We start from the raw sequence: 16,154 nt of genomic DNA on the forward strand, positions 1-16,154 counted from the left end.
GCTAGAACTTGTAGAACGGGACGAGGTCGTTCGCGCGTTGCAGGTTGGTCGAAGGGCAGTCCACATCGGGCTCCGAGTAGACCGTCGAGTAGAACAGCGCCTGCTGGATCACTCCGTAGCTGGTCTTGAAGGCGACCATGCAGGAGGCGAACCAGTAGCTGTTGTGATAGGTCGGCTTCAAAACCCAGTACTGCGCGGCGCGGTGCCCGGCGATCGTGGTCTCGATGGCGTCGGCCGGCAGCGTCTGGGCGTAGGTTCGCCAGGTGATGGGTTCAACGGCGAGCTGGTAGTTGCCGGCGTCGTAGTGGCACCGCAACCCCTCCTCGGCTTCCGGCGGGGTGAATGCCAGGCCGAGGCGTTGCACCGCATCGAAGGGAATCTGGTTGCAGGGGTCGAAGGGGCTCGGATCGTTGGTCGCCACGATCGGGCTCTTCATGGTGGTCGACATCGGTTCGGCGGTCGACCGCAACTCGAACGTCGCGCCGCCGGCCGGCGAAGGCGGCATGCTCTGCCAGCTCGCGACACCGATTACCACCGCGGCAACCACTGCACCAAGCGCTCCGAGCAAACGCACCCTGGCGAACACGACACCCCCTGGCGTTGGCGGTCCCTTTGCCGGGAGTGTACAAGTCGCGTGCGCGCCGTCACAGTCGAACCTGGACGTTAGGGTGGTTAGTCGTGACGAGACACGAGTCGGGCGGTGGCGGACAGCCGACGCTGTGGGCGGTCTCCGATCTGCACACCGGTCATCTGGGCAACAAGCCCGTCACCGAATCGCTGCACCCGTCGTCACCCGACGACTGGCTGATCGTCGCCGGGGATGTCGCCGAACGCACCGACGAGATCCGTTGGGCTCTCGACCTGCTGCGACGGCGGTTCGCGAAGGTGATCTGGGTGCCCGGCAACCACGAACTGTGGACCACTAACCGGGATCCGATGCAGATCTTCGGCCGGGCGCGCTACGAGTATCTGGTCAACATCTGTGACGAGATGGGCGTCGTCACACCCGAGCATCCGTTCCCGGTCTGGACGGAGCGGGGCGGGCCGGCCACCATCGTGCCGATGTTCTTGCTGTACGACTATTCGTTCTTGCCGGCCGGGGCGACGAGCAAAGCCGAGGGCGTGACCATCGCCCGGGAACGCAATGTGGTGGCCACCGACGAATATCTGCTCTCGCCCGAGCCGTATCCCACCCGCGAAGCCTGGTGTCGCGAGCGGGTGGCAGCCACCCGGGCCCGGCTAGAACAGCTCGACTGGATGCAACCGACCGTGCTGGTCAACCACTTTCCGATGGTGCGAGAACCCTGCGAAGCGCTGTTCTACCCGGAGTTCTCGCTGTGGTGCGGAACTACCAAGACCGCCGACTGGCACACGCGCTACAACGCCGTCTGTTCGGTCTACGGCCACCTACACATTCCGCGGACCACCTGGTACGACGGCGTGCGCTTCGAAGAGGTGTCGGTGGGCTACCCGCGCGAGTGGCGCCGTCGCAAGCCCTACAGCTGGCTGCGCCAAGTACTGCCGGATCCTGAGTACGCGCCTGGCTACCTCAACGACTTCGGCGGTCATTTCGTGATCACGCCCGAAATGAAGGCGCAGGCCACCAAGTTCCGGGAACGATTGCGGCAGCGGCAGTCACGATGACCGCAAGCATGCTGGTGCCGTCGGTGTTGCCGGGCACCGTGGTCGACGAGCTGGCGTACGCCGAGTTGTATTCCGATCCGCCCGGGCTGACGCCGCTGCCCGAAGAGGAGCCGCTGATCGCTAAATCGGTGGCCAAGCGGCGCAACGAATTCATCACCGTCCGGCACTGCGCCCGCACCGCACTGCGTCAGCTCGGCGTGCCACCGGTGCCAATCCTCAAGGGCGACAAGGGCGAACCGTGCTGGCCCGACGGCGTGGTGGGCAGCCTCACGCACTGCACCGGCTACCGGGGTGCCGTGGTGGGGCGCAACGGCGCGCTGCGTTCGGTGGGTATCGACGCCGAACCGCACGACGTCCTGCCCGGTGGTGTGCTGGATGCAATCAGCCTGCCGGCCGAGCGCAGCGAGATGCCTAATGCCATGCCCGACGGGCTGCATTGGGATCGAATCCTGTTCTGCGCCAAGGAGGCGACGTACAAGGCGTGGTTTCCGCTGACCAAGCGGTGGCTGGGATTCGAAGACGCGCACATCAGCTTCGAAGCCGACAGCTCGACGACGGGTCGCTTTACCTCTCGGATTCTGATCGACCCGGCCGCCCTTTCCGGTCCGCCGCTGCGAACGTTGGCCGGGCGCTGGTCGGTCGAACGCGGACTGGTGCTGACCGCGATCGTGCTATGAGTTCGGCGGGTCCGGGCATCGTCGTTGTCGACAAACCGGCGGGGATGACCAGTCACGACGTGGTGGGCCGGTGCCGGCGCATCTTCGCCACCCGCCGGGTGGGCCATGCGGGCACGCTGGACCCGATGGCCACCGGCGTGCTGGTGATCGGCATCGAGCGTGCCACCAAGATCCTGGGCTTGCTGACGGCAGCCACCAAGTCGTATGCCGCCACCATTCGCCTGGGGCAGACCACCTCCACCGAAGACGCCGAAGGTGACCTGCTGCGAGCGGTTCCGGCCGAGGCGATTACCGATGAGGAGATTGCGGCAGCGATCGCGGGGCTGCGTGGCGACATCAGCCAGGTGCCGTCGGCGGTCAGTGCGATCAAGGTCGGCGGTCAGCGCGCTTATCAGTTGGTACGCCAGGGTCAGGCCGTCGAGCTCGCATCCCGGCCGGTGCGTGTCGATCGGTTCGAGGTGCTGGCGGCCCGACGCCAGGATCAGCTCGTCGATCTCGATGTCGAAGTCGACTGCTCGTCGGGGACCTACATCCGCGCGCTGGCACGCGATCTGGGCGATGCGCTGGCCGTCGGCGGCCATCTGACGTCGCTGCGCCGCACCCGCGTCGGCAGTTTCGATCTGGCGCAAGCGCTGACGCTGGACGATTTAGCCGAGCGGCCGCGGCTGAGCCTGAGTCTCGACGAGGCTTGCCTGCTGTTGTTTACCCGCCGCGACCTCAGCGCCGAGGAGGTTGACGCCGCGCGCAATGGCAGGCCGCTGTCGGCGGCCGGTATCGAAGGCGTGTACGCGGCCGCCGACGCCGACGACCGGGTGATCGCGCTGCTGCGCGACGAGGGTGTACGCACCAAGTCGGTAGTCGTGATCCGCCCGTCGACCCTGTAAATCTGCAGACAACGTGCGAGTAGGGGCCTGCGAAATTGCAGGCTCGGCGATAACGCAACAGGCCCCGGTCCGTAGCTGCACACGACCAGGTTGCACACTTGGGATCGAGTCGCTTCTCCGGTGAAGGGGGCAATGATGCCTAGCAAGTCAGCTCATAGGGTCTATGTCGTCGGCGTCGGCATGACGAAGTTCGAAAAGCCCGGCCGTCGCGAAGGCTGGGACTACCCGCAGATGGCCAAGGAGTCCGGCACCAAAGCGCTCGAGGACGCCGGCATCGACTACAGCGAGATCGAGCAGGGCTATGTCGGCTACGTTGCGGGCGACTCAACCTCCGGGCAGCGCGCTCTCTACGAACTCGGCATGACGGGCATCCCGATCGTCAACGTGAACAACAACTGCTCTACCGGGTCCACCGCGCTGTTCCTCGGCGCGCAGGCCATCCGCGGGGGAGTGGCCGACTGCGTGCTGGCGCTGGGCTTCGAGAAGATGCAGCCCGGTGCGCTGCAGGGCGGCGCACAGGATCGGGAGTCGCCGATGGGTAGGCACGTCAAGGCATTGGCCGAGATCGATGAATTCGCATTTCCGGTCGCGCCGTGGATGTTCGGGGCAGCCGGCCGGGAGCACATGAAGAAATACGGCACCACCGCCGAGCATTTCGCGAAGATCGGTCTCAAGAACCACAAGCATTCGGTGAACAACCCCAATGCGCAGTTCCAGGAGGAGTACACCCTCGAGGACATCCTGGCCGCCAAGATGATCTCCGATCCGCTCACCAAGTTGCAGTGCTCGCCGACCTCTGACGGCTCGGCCGCGGTGGTGCTGGCCAGTGAGGATTACGTCGCCAAGCACAACCTGGCCGGTCAAGCCGTGGAGATTGTCGGGCAGGCGATGACCACCGACTTCGCCTCCACGTTCGACGGCAGCGCCCGTAACATCATCGGGTACGACATGAATGTGCAAGCCGCCCAACAGGTTTACCACCAGTCCGGGCTCGGGCCGGAAGACTTCCAGGTGATCGAGCTGCACGACTGCTTCTCCGCGAACGAACTGCTGCTCTACGAGGCACTGGGGCTGTGTGGCGAGGGCGAGGCACCCAAACTGATCGACGACAACCAGACCACCTACGGCGGGCGCTGGGTGGTCAACCCCTCCGGCGGGCTGATCTCCAAGGGCCACCCGCTGGGCGCGACCGGACTGGCCCAGTGCAGCGAGCTGACGTGGCAGTTGCGCGGCACCGCCGACAAGAGACAGGTCGACAACGTCACCGCGGCACTGCAACACAACATCGGGCTGGGCGGCGCCGCCGTCGTCACCGCCTACCAGCGCGCCGAACGCTAGGGAGCCAACCTTGATCGAGTGGTCCGACACCGACTTGATGGTCCGCGACGCCGTTCGCCAGTTCGTCGATAAGGAGATCCGTCCGCACCTGGACGAATTGGAAACCGGCGCGCTGTCGCCCTACCCGATCATGCGCAAGCTGTACAGCCAGTTCGGGCTCGACGTGATGGGCGCCGAGTCGGTCAAAAAGATGTTGGACCGCGAACGCGCGGGCGGCGGCGAAAAGCGGGGCAGCTCAGATGGTTTGGGCGGCGGCGCGCAGGGATCGATGATGGCGGTGCTGGTGTCCGAACTCGCGAGGGTCAGCATCGGTGTGCTGAGCACCGCAACCGTCAGCATCGGCCTGGGTGCGGCGACCATCGCCAGCCGCGGGACGCTAGCCCAGAAGGAACGCTGGTTGCCCGACCTGATGTCGCTGACGAAGATCGCGGCATGGGCCATCACCGAGCCAGACTCGGGCTCGGACGCGTTTGGCGGCATGAAGAGTTACGTCAAACGCGACGGGGAAGACTACATCCTCAACGGGCACAAGACGTTTATCACCAATGGGCCCTACGCCGACGTCCTGGTGGTCTACGCGAAACTCGACGAGGGTGACTCCTCGGTCGACAAACGCAACCGGCCCGTGCTGGTATTTGTGCTCGACGCGGGAATGCCGGGCCTGACCCAGGGCAAACCGTTCAAGAAGATGGGCATGATGTCCTCGCCGACGGGCGAATTGTTCTTCGACAACGTGCGGCTGAGCCCGGATCGGCTGCTCGGCGAGAGCGAACAGGCCAGCGGGGACGGCCGTGACAGCGCCCGCGCCAATTTCACCGTCGAACGGATTGGGATCGCGACGATGGCGCTGGGCATCATCAACGAATGCCACCGGCTGTGCGTGGATTACGCGAAGGCTCGCACGCTGTGGGGCAAGAACATCGGGCAGTTCCAGCTGATTCAGCTCAAGCTGGCCAAGATGGAGATCGCCCGGATGAACGTGCAGAACATGGTGTTTCAGTCGATCGAGCGGGAGCGGGCGGGAAAACCGCTGACGCTGGCCGAAGCATCGGCGATCAAGTTGTACTCCTCGGAGACCGCCACCGACGTCGCGATGGATGCCGTGCAGTTGTTCGGCGGCAACGGGTACATGGCCGAGTACCGCGTGGAACAGCTAGCCCGCGATGCGAAGTCACTGATGATCTACGCGGGCAGCAACGAGGTACAGGTGACCCACATCGCCAAGGGCCTGTTGTCGGGTTAAAGCCCGAATTAGCCAACTACCCAGATGGCTCGGGCCGCCGGGCTACCCAGATCCACGGTGGATGCCGCGCCGTCCGCTGACTCGATGGCAACCGAGACCATGCCGGCGAATTCCCGGCGGGTCAGCACGCGCAGCCGCGAGTCCAGGCTGATCCCGACGCTGTCGAAGTAGCGCAGCATTTCCGGGTCGGAGTCGGAGATGCGCGCAACTGTTCCGGTCTCGCCGTCGCGGCAGGCCCATAGCTGACGCGCCGGCGGCGTCGGCACCTGACCATCGGTGGCCGGGATCGGATCGCCGTGCGGATCGCGCCGCGGGAAGCCCAGTTTGGCGTCGATGCGTGCCATCAGGCGATCGGATACCGCGTGCTCGAGCACCTCGGCCTCGTCGTGCACTTCGTCCCAGCTGTAGCCGAGTTCATTGACCAGAAAGGTCTCCAGCAGCCGGTGCCGGCGCACCATGGCCAGGGCCGCGCGCCGCCCCGAGTCGGTCAGCGTCACCGCGCCGTACTTCTCGTGATCGACCAGGCCCTGCTCGGCGAGCTTGCGGATGGACTCCGAAGCGGTGCTGGCCGACACCCCGATCTTCTCGGCCAGCATCTTGGTGCTGACCTTCTCCCGCGACCACTCCTGAGCGGTCCAGATGACTTTCAGATAGTCCTGGGCAACCGCGGTGAGACCGCCACGTTCGTCGTCAGCCTTCACAACCAGAAAGTTTAGGCAACCCTGCGCCGGATGGGTTTTTTATTACCCCACGCGCGGGGTCGGGTCGTAGGCTGGCGATCGTGCAGCGGTGGCGTGGGCAAGACGAAATCCCCACAGACTGGGGCAGATGCGTGCTTACCGTCGGGGTGTTCGACGGGGTGCATCGCGGGCACGCCGAACTGATCGCACACGCGGTAAAGGCCGGCCGCACCCGCGGTGTGCCGTCGGTGCTGATGACCTTCGACCCGCACCCCATGGAGGTCGTCTATCCCGGCAGCCACCCGGCGCAGCTGACGACGCTGACCCGCCGCGCCGAGCTGGTCGAGGAGCTCGGCATCGACGTATTCCTGGTGATGCCGTTCACCACCGACTTCATGAAACTCACGCCCGAGCGCTACATCCACGAGCTACTTGTCGAGCACCTGCACGTGGTCGAGGTCGTGGTCGGGGAGAACTTCACCTTCGGCAAGAAGGCGGCCGGCAACGTCAACCTGCTGCGTAAGGCCGGCGAGCGATTCGGGTTCGCCGTGGAGGGCATGTCATTGCTCTCCGAGCACCACAGCAACGAGACCGTCACCTTTTCCTCCACCTACATCCGGTCGTGCGTGGACGCGGGCGACGTGGTTGCGGCCACCGAAGCGCTGGGCCGCCCACACCGCGTCGAGGGTGTGGTCGTTCGCGGATACGGGCGGGGCGCCCAGCTGGGGTTTCCCACGGCGAACGTCGCGCCGCCGATGTATTCGGCAATCCCGGCCGACGGTGTGTACGCCGCGTGGTTCACCGTGCTCGGGCATGCACCGGTGCCCGGCACCGTCGTTCCGGGGGAGCGTTACCAGGCCGCGGTATCGATTGGCACCAATCCGACCTTCTCCGGACGCACCCGCACCGTCGAGGCGTTCGTGCTGGACACCACGGCCGACCTGTACGGTCAGCACGTCGCGCTGGATTTCGTGGCGCGGGTGCGGGGTCAGAAGATGTTCGACTCGGTTCGCGATCTCGTCGCCGAAATCGGCGCCGACACCGAGCGGACCCGGGCGCTGCTGGCCGCGAGTTAACCCGCGGTGCGGGTGCGCTGCTAAACTGCCCGACGACATCGGCGCGTGCTGCGGTTCGCGGTGGCCGCGCCGTAAGAATCTGATCGCGGACCCCAATGATGGAGATATTTCGTGGCGCTTACCGCCGAGCAGAAGAAAGAAATTCTGAAGTCCTACGGACTGCACGAGACCGACACCGGGTCGCCGGAAGCGCAGATCGCGCTGTTGACCAAGCGGATCGCCGATTTGACCGAGCACCTCAAGGTGCACAAGCACGACCACCACTCCCGGCGTGGGTTGCTGCTGCTGGTGGGTCGCCGCAAGCGGCTGGTCAAGTACCTCACACAGGTTGACGTGGAGCGCTACCGTTCGCTCATCGAGCGCCTGGGCCTGCGTCGCTGACCGTCGGCGCCATGCGCGCCTTGCTCTTGGCGGTGTGCGCCGCCGCGGCAGTGGCCGGATGCTCGACCGCAAACAACGTCGCCGATTTCAAAGTGGGCGATTGCCTCAAACTCGGCGGCACACCGGATCGGCCGCAGGCCGCGAAGGCACAGTGCGGCAGCCCGACGTCGAACTTCAAGGTCGTCGCCGCGGTGGCCGAACGGGCGCAGTGCCCGGCCGACATCGATTCCTCCTATTCGATGCACAATTCGATCAGCGGCTCGAACAACACCGTCTGCCTGGACATCGACTGGGTGATCGGTGGCTGCATGAGCGTCGACCCCCGCCATATCGCCGACCCGGTCCGGGTGGACTGCAACGACGCGTCGGTGCCGCATCGTCAGCGCGCCACCCAGATCCTCAATGACCTTGACCCGCCTGTCACCGTCTATCAGTGCGCCAGCGGTCTGGGCTACGCCTATAGCCAGCGGCGGTTTGCGGTTTGTGTCGAGAACGTGTCCGGCTAGTTCTCGCAATGCTGCGATATTGCCCGTGTAGAGTGAGGCTGTTCTGGGCCTGATCGGTCCAGCAAATGGTGCGGTCCACGCAGATCCGCGAGTTCCGTTCCAGCGAGTCACTATGCATGGTCAAGGGAGCAGCCCAGCCTGTCTCGGGCGGTCCTCGGTAGTGGCTGCCGGGCTCTCCGGATCTGGGGTAAGGTCGGCCGCTTCGATCGATGGCCGTAGCCGCATTCAGGTTTTGCTGTTAGGGATTCCTTCGGCGTGCGTGACGCGCGAAACAGCTGAATTACTCAGAGAGGCCGCACGGACACACATGTCTGCAGCTGAAATTGAAGAAGGCGTGTTCGAATCAACCGCCATCATCGACAACGGGAGCTTTGGCACCCGCACCATTCGTTTCGAGACCGGCCGGATGGCCCGACAGGCCGCCGGAGCCGTGGTCGCGTATCTGGACGACGAGAACATGTTGCTGTCGGCAACCACCGCCAGCAAGAGCCCCAAGGAGCACTTCGACTTCTTCCCGTTGACGGTTGATGTTGAGGAGCGGATGTATGCCGCCGGCCGCATCCCCGGTTCGTTCTTCCGGCGCGAGGGCCGTCCGTCCACCGACGCGATCCTGACCTGCCGGCTCATCGACCGCCCCCTGCGCCCGTCGTTCGTCGACGGCCTGCGCAACGAGATCCAGGTCGTGGTGACGATCCTGAGCCTGGATCCCAACGACCTCTACGACGTGCTGGCAATCAACGCCGCGTCGGCCTCCACCCAGATAAGCGGGCTGCCGTTCTCGGGACCCGTCGGGGGCGTGCGGGTGGCGCTGATCGATGGCACCTGGGTCGCGTTCCCCACCGTCGAGCAGCTCGAGCGCGCCGTGTTCGACATGGTGGTGGCCGGCCGGACAGCCGGCGATGGTGACCAAAAAGACGTCGCGATCATGATGGTCGAGGCTGAGGCCACCGAAAAGGTCATCGAGCTGGTCGAGGGCGGCGCCCCCGCGCCGACGGAAACCGTTGTGGCCGAAGGCCTGGAGGCCGCCAAGCCGTTCATCGCCGCGCTGTGCACCGCTCAGCAGGAGCTGGCCGACGCGGCCGCCAAGCCCGTCGGTGATTACCCGACCTTCCCCGACTACCACGAAGACGTGTACTACTCGGTCGCCTCGGTGGCCACCGACGAGCTGGCCAAGGCTCTGACCATCGGTGGCAAGGCCGAACGCGAGCAGCGCACGGACGAGATCAAGGCCGAGGTCATCGAGCGGCTCGCCGCCACCTACGAGGGCCGGGAGAAGGAGATCAGCGCCGCGTTCCGGTCGTTGACCAAGAAGCTGGTTCGCCAGCGCATCCTCACCGACCACTTCCGCATCGACGGCCGGGGCATCACCGACATTCGGGCGTTGTCGGCCGAGGTCGCGGTGGTGCCGCGGGCGCACGGCAGCGCGCTCTTCGAGCGTGGCGAGACCCAGATCCTGGGCGTGACCACGCTGGACATGGTCAAGATGGCCCAGCAGATCGACTCGCTGGGGCCCGAGACGTCCAAGCGCTACATGCACCACTACAACTTCCCGCCGTTCTCCACCGGCGAGACGGGCCGGGTCGGCTCGCCCAAGCGGCGTGAGATCGGGCACGGCGCGCTGGCCGAGCGGGCCCTGATTCCGGTGCTGCCCGGCGTCGAGGAATTCCCCTACGCCATCCGCCAGGTATCCGAAGCGCTGGGTTCAAATGGCTCGACGTCGATGGGTTCGGTGTGCGCGTCCACGCTCGCTCTGCTCAACGCCGGTGTGCCGCTGAAGGCGCCGGTGGCCGGCATCGCGATGGGCCTGGTGTCCGACGACATTGAGGGTGAAACCCGCTATGTCACCCTGACCGACATCCTGGGTGCTGAAGATGCATTCGGCGACATGGACTTCAAGTGCGCCGGCACCAAGGACTTCGTCACCGCGTTGCAGCTGGACACCAAGCTCGACGGCATCCCGTCAAAGGTGCTCGCGGGCGCGCTCGCGCAGGCCAAGGATGCCCGCTTGACCATTCTCGAGGTCATGGCCGAGGCCATCGATTCGCCCGATGAGATGAGCCCGTTCGCTCCCCGGGTGACCACCATCAAGGTCCCGGTGGACAAGATCGGCGAGGTCATCGGACCCAAGGGCAAGGTGATCAACGCGATCACCGAGGAGACCGGCGCGCAGATCTCCATCGAGGACGACGGGACGGTGTTCGTCGGCGCCACCGATGGGCCCTCGGCGCAGGCCGCGATCGACAAGATCAACGCCATCGCCAACCCCCAGTTGCCGACGGTAGGCGAGCGGTTCCTCGGAACCGTGGTCAAGACAACGGATTTCGGTGCCTTCGTTTCGCTGCTGCCCGGACGCGACGGTTTGGTGCACATCTCCAAACTCGGCAAGGGCAAGCGGATCGCGAAGGTCGAGGACGTAGTCAACGTCGGCGACAAGCTGCGGGTGGAGATCGCCGATATCGACAAGCGGGGCAAGATCTCGCTCGTCCTGGTAGCCGAAGACGACACTGCAGAGGCCGCAGCGCCCGCTGATTCGGGGGCAGCGCCAGCCGATGCCGCGACGGTCACCAGCTGATCCAGAGACCGCCCGTGCCGTGCGTCGCACGACGCTGCCGGGCGGTCTGCGGGTTGTCACCGAATACCTTCCAGCGGTGCGCTCGGCGTCGGTCGGCGTCTGGGTCGGGGTGGGCTCACGCGACGAGGGAAGCACGGTAGCCGGGGCAGCGCATTTCCTCGAGCACCTGCTGTTCAAGTCCACACCGACGCGCACGGCCGTGGATATCGCGCAGGCAATGGACGCCGTGGGCGGCGAACTCAACGCGTTCACCGCCAAAGAGCACACCTGCTACTACGCGCATGTGCTCGATAGCGACCTGGCGTTGGCCGTCGACCTGGTTGCCGATGTGGTACTCAACGGGCGCTGTGCGGCCGGTGACGTCGAGTTGGAACGCGACGTCGTCCTCGAAGAGATCGCGATGCGCGACGACGACCCTGAGGACGCGCTGGCCGACATATTCCTGAGCGCATTGTTCGGCGACCACCCGGTGGGCCGCCCGGTGATCGGCAGCGCGCAATCCGTGTCGGCGATGACGCGGGCTCAGTTGCACTCGTTTCACCAGCGGCGCTACACGCCGGACCGGATGGTCGTCGCGGTGGCCGGCAATGTCGACCATGCCGAGGTGGTAGCGCTGGTGCGCGAACATTTCCGGGCGCGGCTGGTCCGCGGGCGACGGCCGGTGGCCCCGCGCAAGGGCGGCGGGCGGGTCAACGGAAGTCCGGGGCTGACGTTGGTCAATCGCGACGCCGAGCAAACCCACGTGTCGATGGGCGTCCGGACGCCCGGTCGCGGCTGGGAGCATCGCTGGGCGCTGTCGGTGCTGCATACCGCGCTGGGCGGCGGCCTGAGCTCGCGGTTGTTCCAGGAGATCCGGGAAGCCCGCGGGCTGGCCTACTCGGTTTACTCAGCGCTGGACATCTTCGCCGACAGCGGGGCGCTCTCGGTGTATGCGGCATGCCTGCCAGAACGTTTCGCCGACGTCATGCGGGTAACCGCCGAAGTGCTGGAGTCGGTGGCACGCGATGGCATCACGGAGGAGGAGTGCCGGATCGCCAAAGGGTCGTTGCGGGGTGGGCTGGTGCTCGGGCTGGAGGACTCCAGTTCGAGGATGAGCCGAATCGGGCGCAGCGAATTGAACTACGGCATGCATCGCAGCATCGAGCACACTCTGCAGCAGATTGAGCAGGTTACCGTCGAGGAGGTCAATGCGGTGGCCCACCGCCTGCTGAGCAAGCGCTACGGTGCCGCGGTCCTCGGCCCCTATGCCTCGAAACGGTCACTGCCGCAACAACTTCGAGCGATGGTAAGTTAAGCCGATGGTACTGGGTTTCTGGGATATCGCGGTGCCGATCGTCGGTGCACCGATGGCCGGCGGTCCCGGCACGCCGGCATTGGCCGCGGCGGTGTCCAACGCCGGTGGGCTGGGCTTCGTGGCCGGCGGCTACCTCACCGCCGAGCGGTTCGCCGAAGACATCACCGCGGCGCGTGCGGCGACCACCGGCCCCATCGGAGCCAATCTGTTCGTCCCGCAGCCCAGCGTCGCCGATTGGCTGCAGCTGGAGTACTACGCCGAAGAACTCGAAGAGGTCGCCGATTTCTATCACGTCGAGGTGGGTCGCCCGACTTACGGGGATAACGACGACTGGGACCGCAAGCTCGAAGTCGTCGCCGACATCCGCCCGGAATTGGTCTCCTTCACCTTCGGCGCGCCAGCACCGGATGTCATTCGCCGGTTGAGCGCGCTGGGACTGCTGGTGTCGGTCACCGTGACGTCAGCCTATGAGGCCGGGGTGGCTGTCGCGGCGGGGGCGGACAACTTGGTGGTCCAGGGCCCGGGCGCCGGTGGGCACCGGGGCACCTTCGCACCGGATATGGAGCCCGGCGAGGAGTCACTGAATCAGCTGCTCGAGCGGATCGGCAGCGCACACGATGTTCCGCTCATCGCGGCCGGCGGTCTGGGCACCGCCGACGACGTCGCGGCCGTGCTGCGCCGGGGTGCGGTCGCTGCACAAGTCGGTACCGCGCTGCTACTCGCCGACGAAGCCGGCACCAACTCCGCACACCGGGTCGCCCTGAAGAATCCCGAATTCGACTCGACTCTGGTCACCCGGGCGTTCTCGGGCAGGTATGCGCGCGGGTTGGCCAACAACTTCACGCGGCTGCTCGACCACCTGGCGCCGCTGGGCTATCCCGAGGTCAACCAGATGACGAAGCCGATCCGCGCGGCGGCGATCCAGGCCGAAGATCCGCACGGAACCAACCTGTGGGCGGGAACGTCCTACCGCGACGCCTGTGCCGGGCCAGCGGCCGACATCATCGCTGCCCTGACGCCCGATCCGCGCGCGTTGTAGTTGTCCCGGCCGGCGGTTAAGCCAGTACGCTTTCCGGTTGGGTGAACGGCATACCCAGGTCGGTGGCCACCTGCTCGGATAGCAGTGCGCCGTCGTGTGTCGAAAGGCCTTTGGCCAGAGCATGATCCGACCGGCAGGCCGCTTGCCAGCCCTGGTCGGCGAGCTTGAGCACATACGGCATGGTTGCGTTGGTTAAGGCGAATGTCGACGTCTTGGGGGTTGCGCTCGGCATGTTCGCCACGCAATAAAACAGCGTGTCGTGCACGGCGAACGTGGGGTCGTCGTGGGTGGTAGGCCGCGAATCTTCGAAACAGCCACCCTGATCGATGGCGATGTCCACCAGCACCGCTCCGGATTTCATATGTGCGACAAGCGAATTCGAAATCAGCTTGGGCGCCCTGGCGCCGGGCAGCAGAACGGCTCCGATCACAAGGTCGGCACGCTTGACGGCGTCCTCGAGCTCGTAGGGCAGCGAATAGCGGGTACGGATGCCGACGCCGAATTCGGCGTCGAGAGCTCGAAGCGTGGCGATGTTGACGTCGAAAACCGTGACCGCAGCACCCATGCCGCTGGCGATCCGTGCGGCGTTGTGGCCCGCGCTGCCGCCGCCGATCACCACGACGTCAGCGGGCTCCACTCCGGGGACACCGCCCATCAGCACGCCCCGCCCGCCGTGTGTCCGCATCAGGTGGTAGGCGCCCACCTGGGCGGACAGCCGCCCGGCGACTTCGCTCATCGGGGCCAGCAACGGTAGTGCGCCGTCGGGCGTCTGGACGGTCTCGTAGGCGATCGAGGTGGTGCCGGAAGCCAGCAGTGCATCGGTGCACGGTCGCGATGCGGCCAGATGCAGGTAGGTGAACAGGGTCTGGCCACGGCGCAGCCGGTCGTATTCGACCGGCATCGGCTCTTTGACCTTGAGCAGCAGATCGGCCTCTGCCCACACCTGTTCGGCGGTCGTAATCAATTGGGCGCCCGCCGCTTTGAAATCTGAGTCGGTGATGGCTGAACCTTCTCCGGCGCCGGACTGGATTAGTACTTCGTGGCCGCGATGGGTCAACGCGGCCACGCCGGCGGGGGTGATGGCCACCCGGAATTCGTTGTTCTTGGTCTCGGTAGGAATGCCGATTCGCATGGGTCTTAGTGTGAAGAAACTTCGGTATAAGCGCAATCTGAACGATGAAGATTCTATATGATGGCTGCATGGCTGATGATTCACCGACGCGAGAGCATTATTCCGGCGACTTGCCGAAGGATGTTCGGCCGGCTGATCTTGATGACGTGGATCGCGCCATTCTGAGCGCGCTGCACGGTGATGCCAGGATCACCAACAATGCGCTGGCCGAGGCGGTGGGGATTGCGCCCTCAACCTGTCATGGCCGGTTCAAGCGCTTGGTAGACCTGGGCGTGATTCGCGGCTTCTACACCGACATCGATCCGGTCGCAGTGGGGTTGCCGCTGCAAGCCATGATCGCAGTGACCCTGCAGTCGCACGCGCGGGGAAAGATCCGCAGCTTCATCCAGCAGATCCGGCGCAGGCGTCAGGTGATGGACGTCTATTTCCTGGCCGGCGCCGACGATTTCATCCTGCATGTCGCGGCACGCGACACCGACGACTTGCGTTCGTTCGTGGTCGAGAACCTCAACGCCGACGCCGACGTCGCGGGTACCCAGACGTCGCTGATTTTCGAGCATCTGCGCGGGGCCGCCCCGATCTGACGGCTGGCTATGATCAGCCAATGACTGATCCTTCGGCAACGGAGACCGTGCAGATCGACGCCAGTCCGGATGAGGTGTATCGACTGGTCACCGACTTACCGACGTTGGCCACGCTGGCCGAGGAAGCGGTGGCGATGGAATGGCGCAAGGGCGGTGGCGTCGCGCAGGGGGCCGTCTTCGTCGGACACAACGAAAACAACGGCAAGCGCTGGACCACCAAGTGCACCGTCACCGATGCAGATCCGGGTCGCACGTTCGCGTTCGATGTCAGCCACACCCTGCTGCCGATCGCGCGCTGGCAGTACGACATCGTCGCGGCCGACGGCGGGTGCCGGGTCACCGAGAGCACCTGGGATCGGCGGCCGGGGTGGTTCCGCAAAATCGCGAGCAGGGCCACCGGTGTCCCGGATCGCGCCGCCGCCAACGCCGAGCACATCCGGCTCACCCTGCAGCGCCTCAAGCAACGCGCTGAGGCCGGTTAGCAGGAACTCCGTCCGGCGTTGCGCATAGGCCCTGCGCTGCCTGCCGGCTATGGCGATCCAGATACTCCGGCGTGACCGTAGAGCGCCCCGGGATGGCCGCCCGCCCCGCCCGCCGCCCCGCCAGCACCGGCTCCGCCGTCACCGCCGTCGCCGATGAGATCGGCGTTGCCGCCATTGCCGCCGGAGCCGCCGGACCCGCTGGCCAGACCGGAGCCGCCGGCGCCACCGGCCCCGCCGGCGCCACCGTTGCCCACTCGCCCGCTGTCGCCGCCGTTAGCGCCGTTGCCGCCGCCACCGCCGATTCCGGCGGCCCCGTCAGCGCCGTCGCCTATGCCGCCTGCGCCGCCTTGGCCGCCGTTGCCACCGGATCCGCCAGCTCCACCTGCCCCGTACAGCAAGCCACCGTGGCCGCCGTTGCCACCGCCACCGCCGGTGTCGCCATTGCCGCCGGTGCCGCCGGCCCCGCCGACACCGCCGCCGATTCCGCCTGTACCACCCGCGCCGCCCAGGCCGCCAGTCCCGCCTGCGCCGCCGGTGCCCCCCTTGCCGCCGGCCCCGGCGATACCGCCCGCCCCGCCGTCGCCGCCGTCGCCGAAGAGCAGCCCGCCGGCGCCGCCATGAC

At 66.1% G+C, this 16,154-nt stretch carries 17 protein-coding genes; 13 read left to right on the forward strand and 4 right to left on the reverse strand.

Features of this window, described 5'->3' with window-relative positions; all coding sequences use genetic code 11:
* Position 1 precedes the first annotated feature (1 nt).
* Positions 2-586 carry a DUF3558 domain-containing protein gene (locus AWC27_RS04260; protein WP_085669353.1) on the reverse strand — a complete coding sequence of 195 codons (585 nt, stop codon included), beginning with the start codon at positions 584-586 and terminating at the stop codon, positions 2-4.
* A 92-nt stretch (positions 587-678) separates the two neighbouring features.
* Between AWC27_RS04260 and AWC27_RS04265 the strand changes: the two genes are divergently transcribed.
* The 5 genes from AWC27_RS04265 to AWC27_RS04285 all read left to right on the forward strand — a co-directional run bounded on the left by AWC27_RS04265 (position 679) and on the right by AWC27_RS04285 (position 5,786).
* Entirely contained in the window at positions 679-1,644 is a 966-nt protein-coding gene (locus AWC27_RS04265; protein WP_083111542.1) for a metallophosphoesterase family protein, read from the forward strand.
* Positions 1,641-2,321 carry a 4'-phosphopantetheinyl transferase PptT gene (pptT, locus tag AWC27_RS04270; RefSeq protein ID WP_085669354.1) on the forward strand — a complete coding sequence of 227 codons (681 nt, stop codon included), beginning with the start codon at positions 1,641-1,643 and terminating at the stop codon, positions 2,319-2,321. The genes AWC27_RS04265 and pptT overlap by 4 nt, the downstream gene beginning before the upstream one ends.
* Positions 2,318-3,205 carry a tRNA pseudouridine(55) synthase TruB gene (truB, locus tag AWC27_RS04275; RefSeq protein WP_085669355.1) on the forward strand — a complete coding sequence of 296 codons (888 nt, stop codon included), beginning with the start codon at positions 2,318-2,320 and terminating at the stop codon, positions 3,203-3,205. Before pptT ends, truB begins: the two co-directional genes overlap by 4 nt.
* 132 nt (positions 3,206-3,337) lie before the next feature.
* The gene (locus AWC27_RS04280) at positions 3,338-4,543 is read left to right on the forward strand and encodes a lipid-transfer protein (protein WP_372516807.1); all 1,206 of its coding nucleotides are present in this window, start codon (positions 3,338-3,340) and stop codon (positions 4,541-4,543) included.
* 10 nt (positions 4,544-4,553) lie between these two features.
* On the forward strand, positions 4,554-5,786 hold the full coding sequence (locus tag AWC27_RS04285) for an acyl-CoA dehydrogenase family protein (protein WP_085669356.1): 1,233 nt from the start codon (positions 4,554-4,556) through the stop codon (positions 5,784-5,786).
* 8 nt (positions 5,787-5,794) lie between these two features.
* On the opposite strand, the gene mntR is transcribed toward AWC27_RS04285, so the two are convergent.
* On the reverse strand, positions 5,795-6,487 hold the full coding sequence (mntR, locus tag AWC27_RS04290; protein WP_085669357.1) for a manganese-binding transcriptional regulator MntR: 693 nt from the start codon (positions 6,485-6,487) through the stop codon (positions 5,795-5,797).
* A gap of 80 nt (positions 6,488-6,567) precedes the next feature.
* Between mntR and AWC27_RS04295 the strand changes: the two genes are divergently transcribed.
* The 6 genes from AWC27_RS04295 (at position 6,568) to AWC27_RS04320 (ending at position 13,334) form a co-directional block, all read left to right on the forward strand.
* The gene (locus AWC27_RS04295; RefSeq protein ID WP_085669358.1) at positions 6,568-7,542 is read left to right on the forward strand and encodes a bifunctional riboflavin kinase/FAD synthetase; all 975 of its coding nucleotides are present in this window, start codon (positions 6,568-6,570) and stop codon (positions 7,540-7,542) included.
* A gap of 111 nt (positions 7,543-7,653) precedes the next feature.
* Positions 7,654-7,923: a 30S ribosomal protein S15 gene (gene rpsO / locus AWC27_RS04300; protein ID WP_036354818.1), complete on the forward strand. Its 270-nt coding sequence runs from the start codon at positions 7,654-7,656 to the stop codon at positions 7,921-7,923.
* A gap of 11 nt (positions 7,924-7,934) precedes the next feature.
* Positions 7,935-8,429, forward strand: a complete 495-nt coding sequence (gene lppU / locus AWC27_RS04305; RefSeq protein WP_085669359.1) for an LppU family putative lipoprotein — start codon at positions 7,935-7,937, stop codon at positions 8,427-8,429.
* A gap of 307 nt (positions 8,430-8,736) precedes the next feature.
* Complete coding sequence (locus AWC27_RS04310) at positions 8,737-11,001, forward strand: polyribonucleotide nucleotidyltransferase (RefSeq protein WP_169726708.1); 2,265 nt, start codon at positions 8,737-8,739, stop codon at positions 10,999-11,001.
* Positions 10,979-12,295, forward strand: a complete 1,317-nt coding sequence (locus tag AWC27_RS04315) for a M16 family metallopeptidase (RefSeq protein ID WP_085669360.1) — start codon at positions 10,979-10,981, stop codon at positions 12,293-12,295. Before AWC27_RS04310 ends, AWC27_RS04315 begins: the two co-directional genes overlap by 23 nt.
* A gap of 4 nt (positions 12,296-12,299) precedes the next feature.
* Entirely contained in the window at positions 12,300-13,334 is a 1,035-nt protein-coding gene (locus tag AWC27_RS04320; RefSeq protein WP_085669361.1) for a nitronate monooxygenase, read from the forward strand.
* Positions 13,335-13,350: 16 nt separating this feature from the next.
* On the opposite strand, the gene ald is transcribed toward AWC27_RS04320, so the two are convergent.
* A complete protein-coding gene (gene ald, locus AWC27_RS04325) occupies positions 13,351-14,466 on the reverse strand; it encodes an alanine dehydrogenase (protein WP_085669362.1) in 1,116 nt (371 codons plus the stop codon).
* 68 nt (positions 14,467-14,534) lie between these two features.
* Here ald and aldR point away from each other — a divergent pair, with 68 nt between their 5' ends.
* Together aldR and AWC27_RS04335 are read left to right on the forward strand one after the other, a co-directional pair.
* Positions 14,535-15,050 (forward strand): HTH-type transcriptional regulator AldR, encoded by a 516-nt coding sequence (gene aldR / locus AWC27_RS04330; protein ID WP_085669377.1) that lies wholly within the window; start codon positions 14,535-14,537, stop codon positions 15,048-15,050.
* 20 nt (positions 15,051-15,070) lie between these two features.
* Positions 15,071-15,532: an SRPBCC family protein gene (locus tag AWC27_RS04335; protein WP_085669363.1), complete on the forward strand. Its 462-nt coding sequence runs from the start codon at positions 15,071-15,073 to the stop codon at positions 15,530-15,532.
* A 47-nt stretch (positions 15,533-15,579) separates the two neighbouring features.
* Here the strand turns inward: AWC27_RS04335 and AWC27_RS30795 are convergent.
* Positions 15,580-16,154 (reverse strand): PE family protein (locus AWC27_RS30795; protein WP_085669364.1); only part of this gene is annotated, 575 nt, incomplete at its 5' end.

It is taken from the genome of Mycobacterium szulgai (assembly GCF_002116635.1).
GTDB classification, from domain to species: Bacteria; Actinomycetota; Actinomycetes; order Mycobacteriales; family Mycobacteriaceae; genus Mycobacterium; species Mycobacterium szulgai.

Bases quoted from the DNA above. Each gene is read 5' to 3' on its own strand.
- ald (WP_085669362.1), bottom strand. From the start codon at position 14,466: ATGCGAATCGGCATTCCTACCGAGACCAAGAACAACGAATTCCGGGTG.
- AWC27_RS04315 (WP_085669360.1), top strand. From the start codon at position 10,979: ATGCCGCGACGGTCACCAGCTGATCCAGAGACCGCCCGTGCCGTGCGT.
- pptT (WP_085669354.1), top strand. From the start codon at position 1,641: ATGACCGCAAGCATGCTGGTGCCGTCGGTGTTGCCGGGCACCGTGGTC.
- AWC27_RS04310 (WP_169726708.1), top strand. From the start codon at position 8,737: ATGTCTGCAGCTGAAATTGAAGAAGGCGTGTTCGAATCAACCGCCATC.
- truB (WP_085669355.1), top strand. From the start codon at position 2,318: ATGAGTTCGGCGGGTCCGGGCATCGTCGTTGTCGACAAACCGGCGGGG.
- AWC27_RS04335 (WP_085669363.1), top strand. From the start codon at position 15,071: ATGACTGATCCTTCGGCAACGGAGACCGTGCAGATCGACGCCAGTCCG.
- lppU (WP_085669359.1), top strand. From the start codon at position 7,935: ATGCGCGCCTTGCTCTTGGCGGTGTGCGCCGCCGCGGCAGTGGCCGGA.
- AWC27_RS04280 (WP_372516807.1), top strand. From the start codon at position 3,338: ATGATGCCTAGCAAGTCAGCTCATAGGGTCTATGTCGTCGGCGTCGGC.
- aldR (WP_085669377.1), top strand. From the start codon at position 14,535: ATGGCTGATGATTCACCGACGCGAGAGCATTATTCCGGCGACTTGCCG.
- AWC27_RS04320 (WP_085669361.1), top strand. From the start codon at position 12,300: ATGGTACTGGGTTTCTGGGATATCGCGGTGCCGATCGTCGGTGCACCG.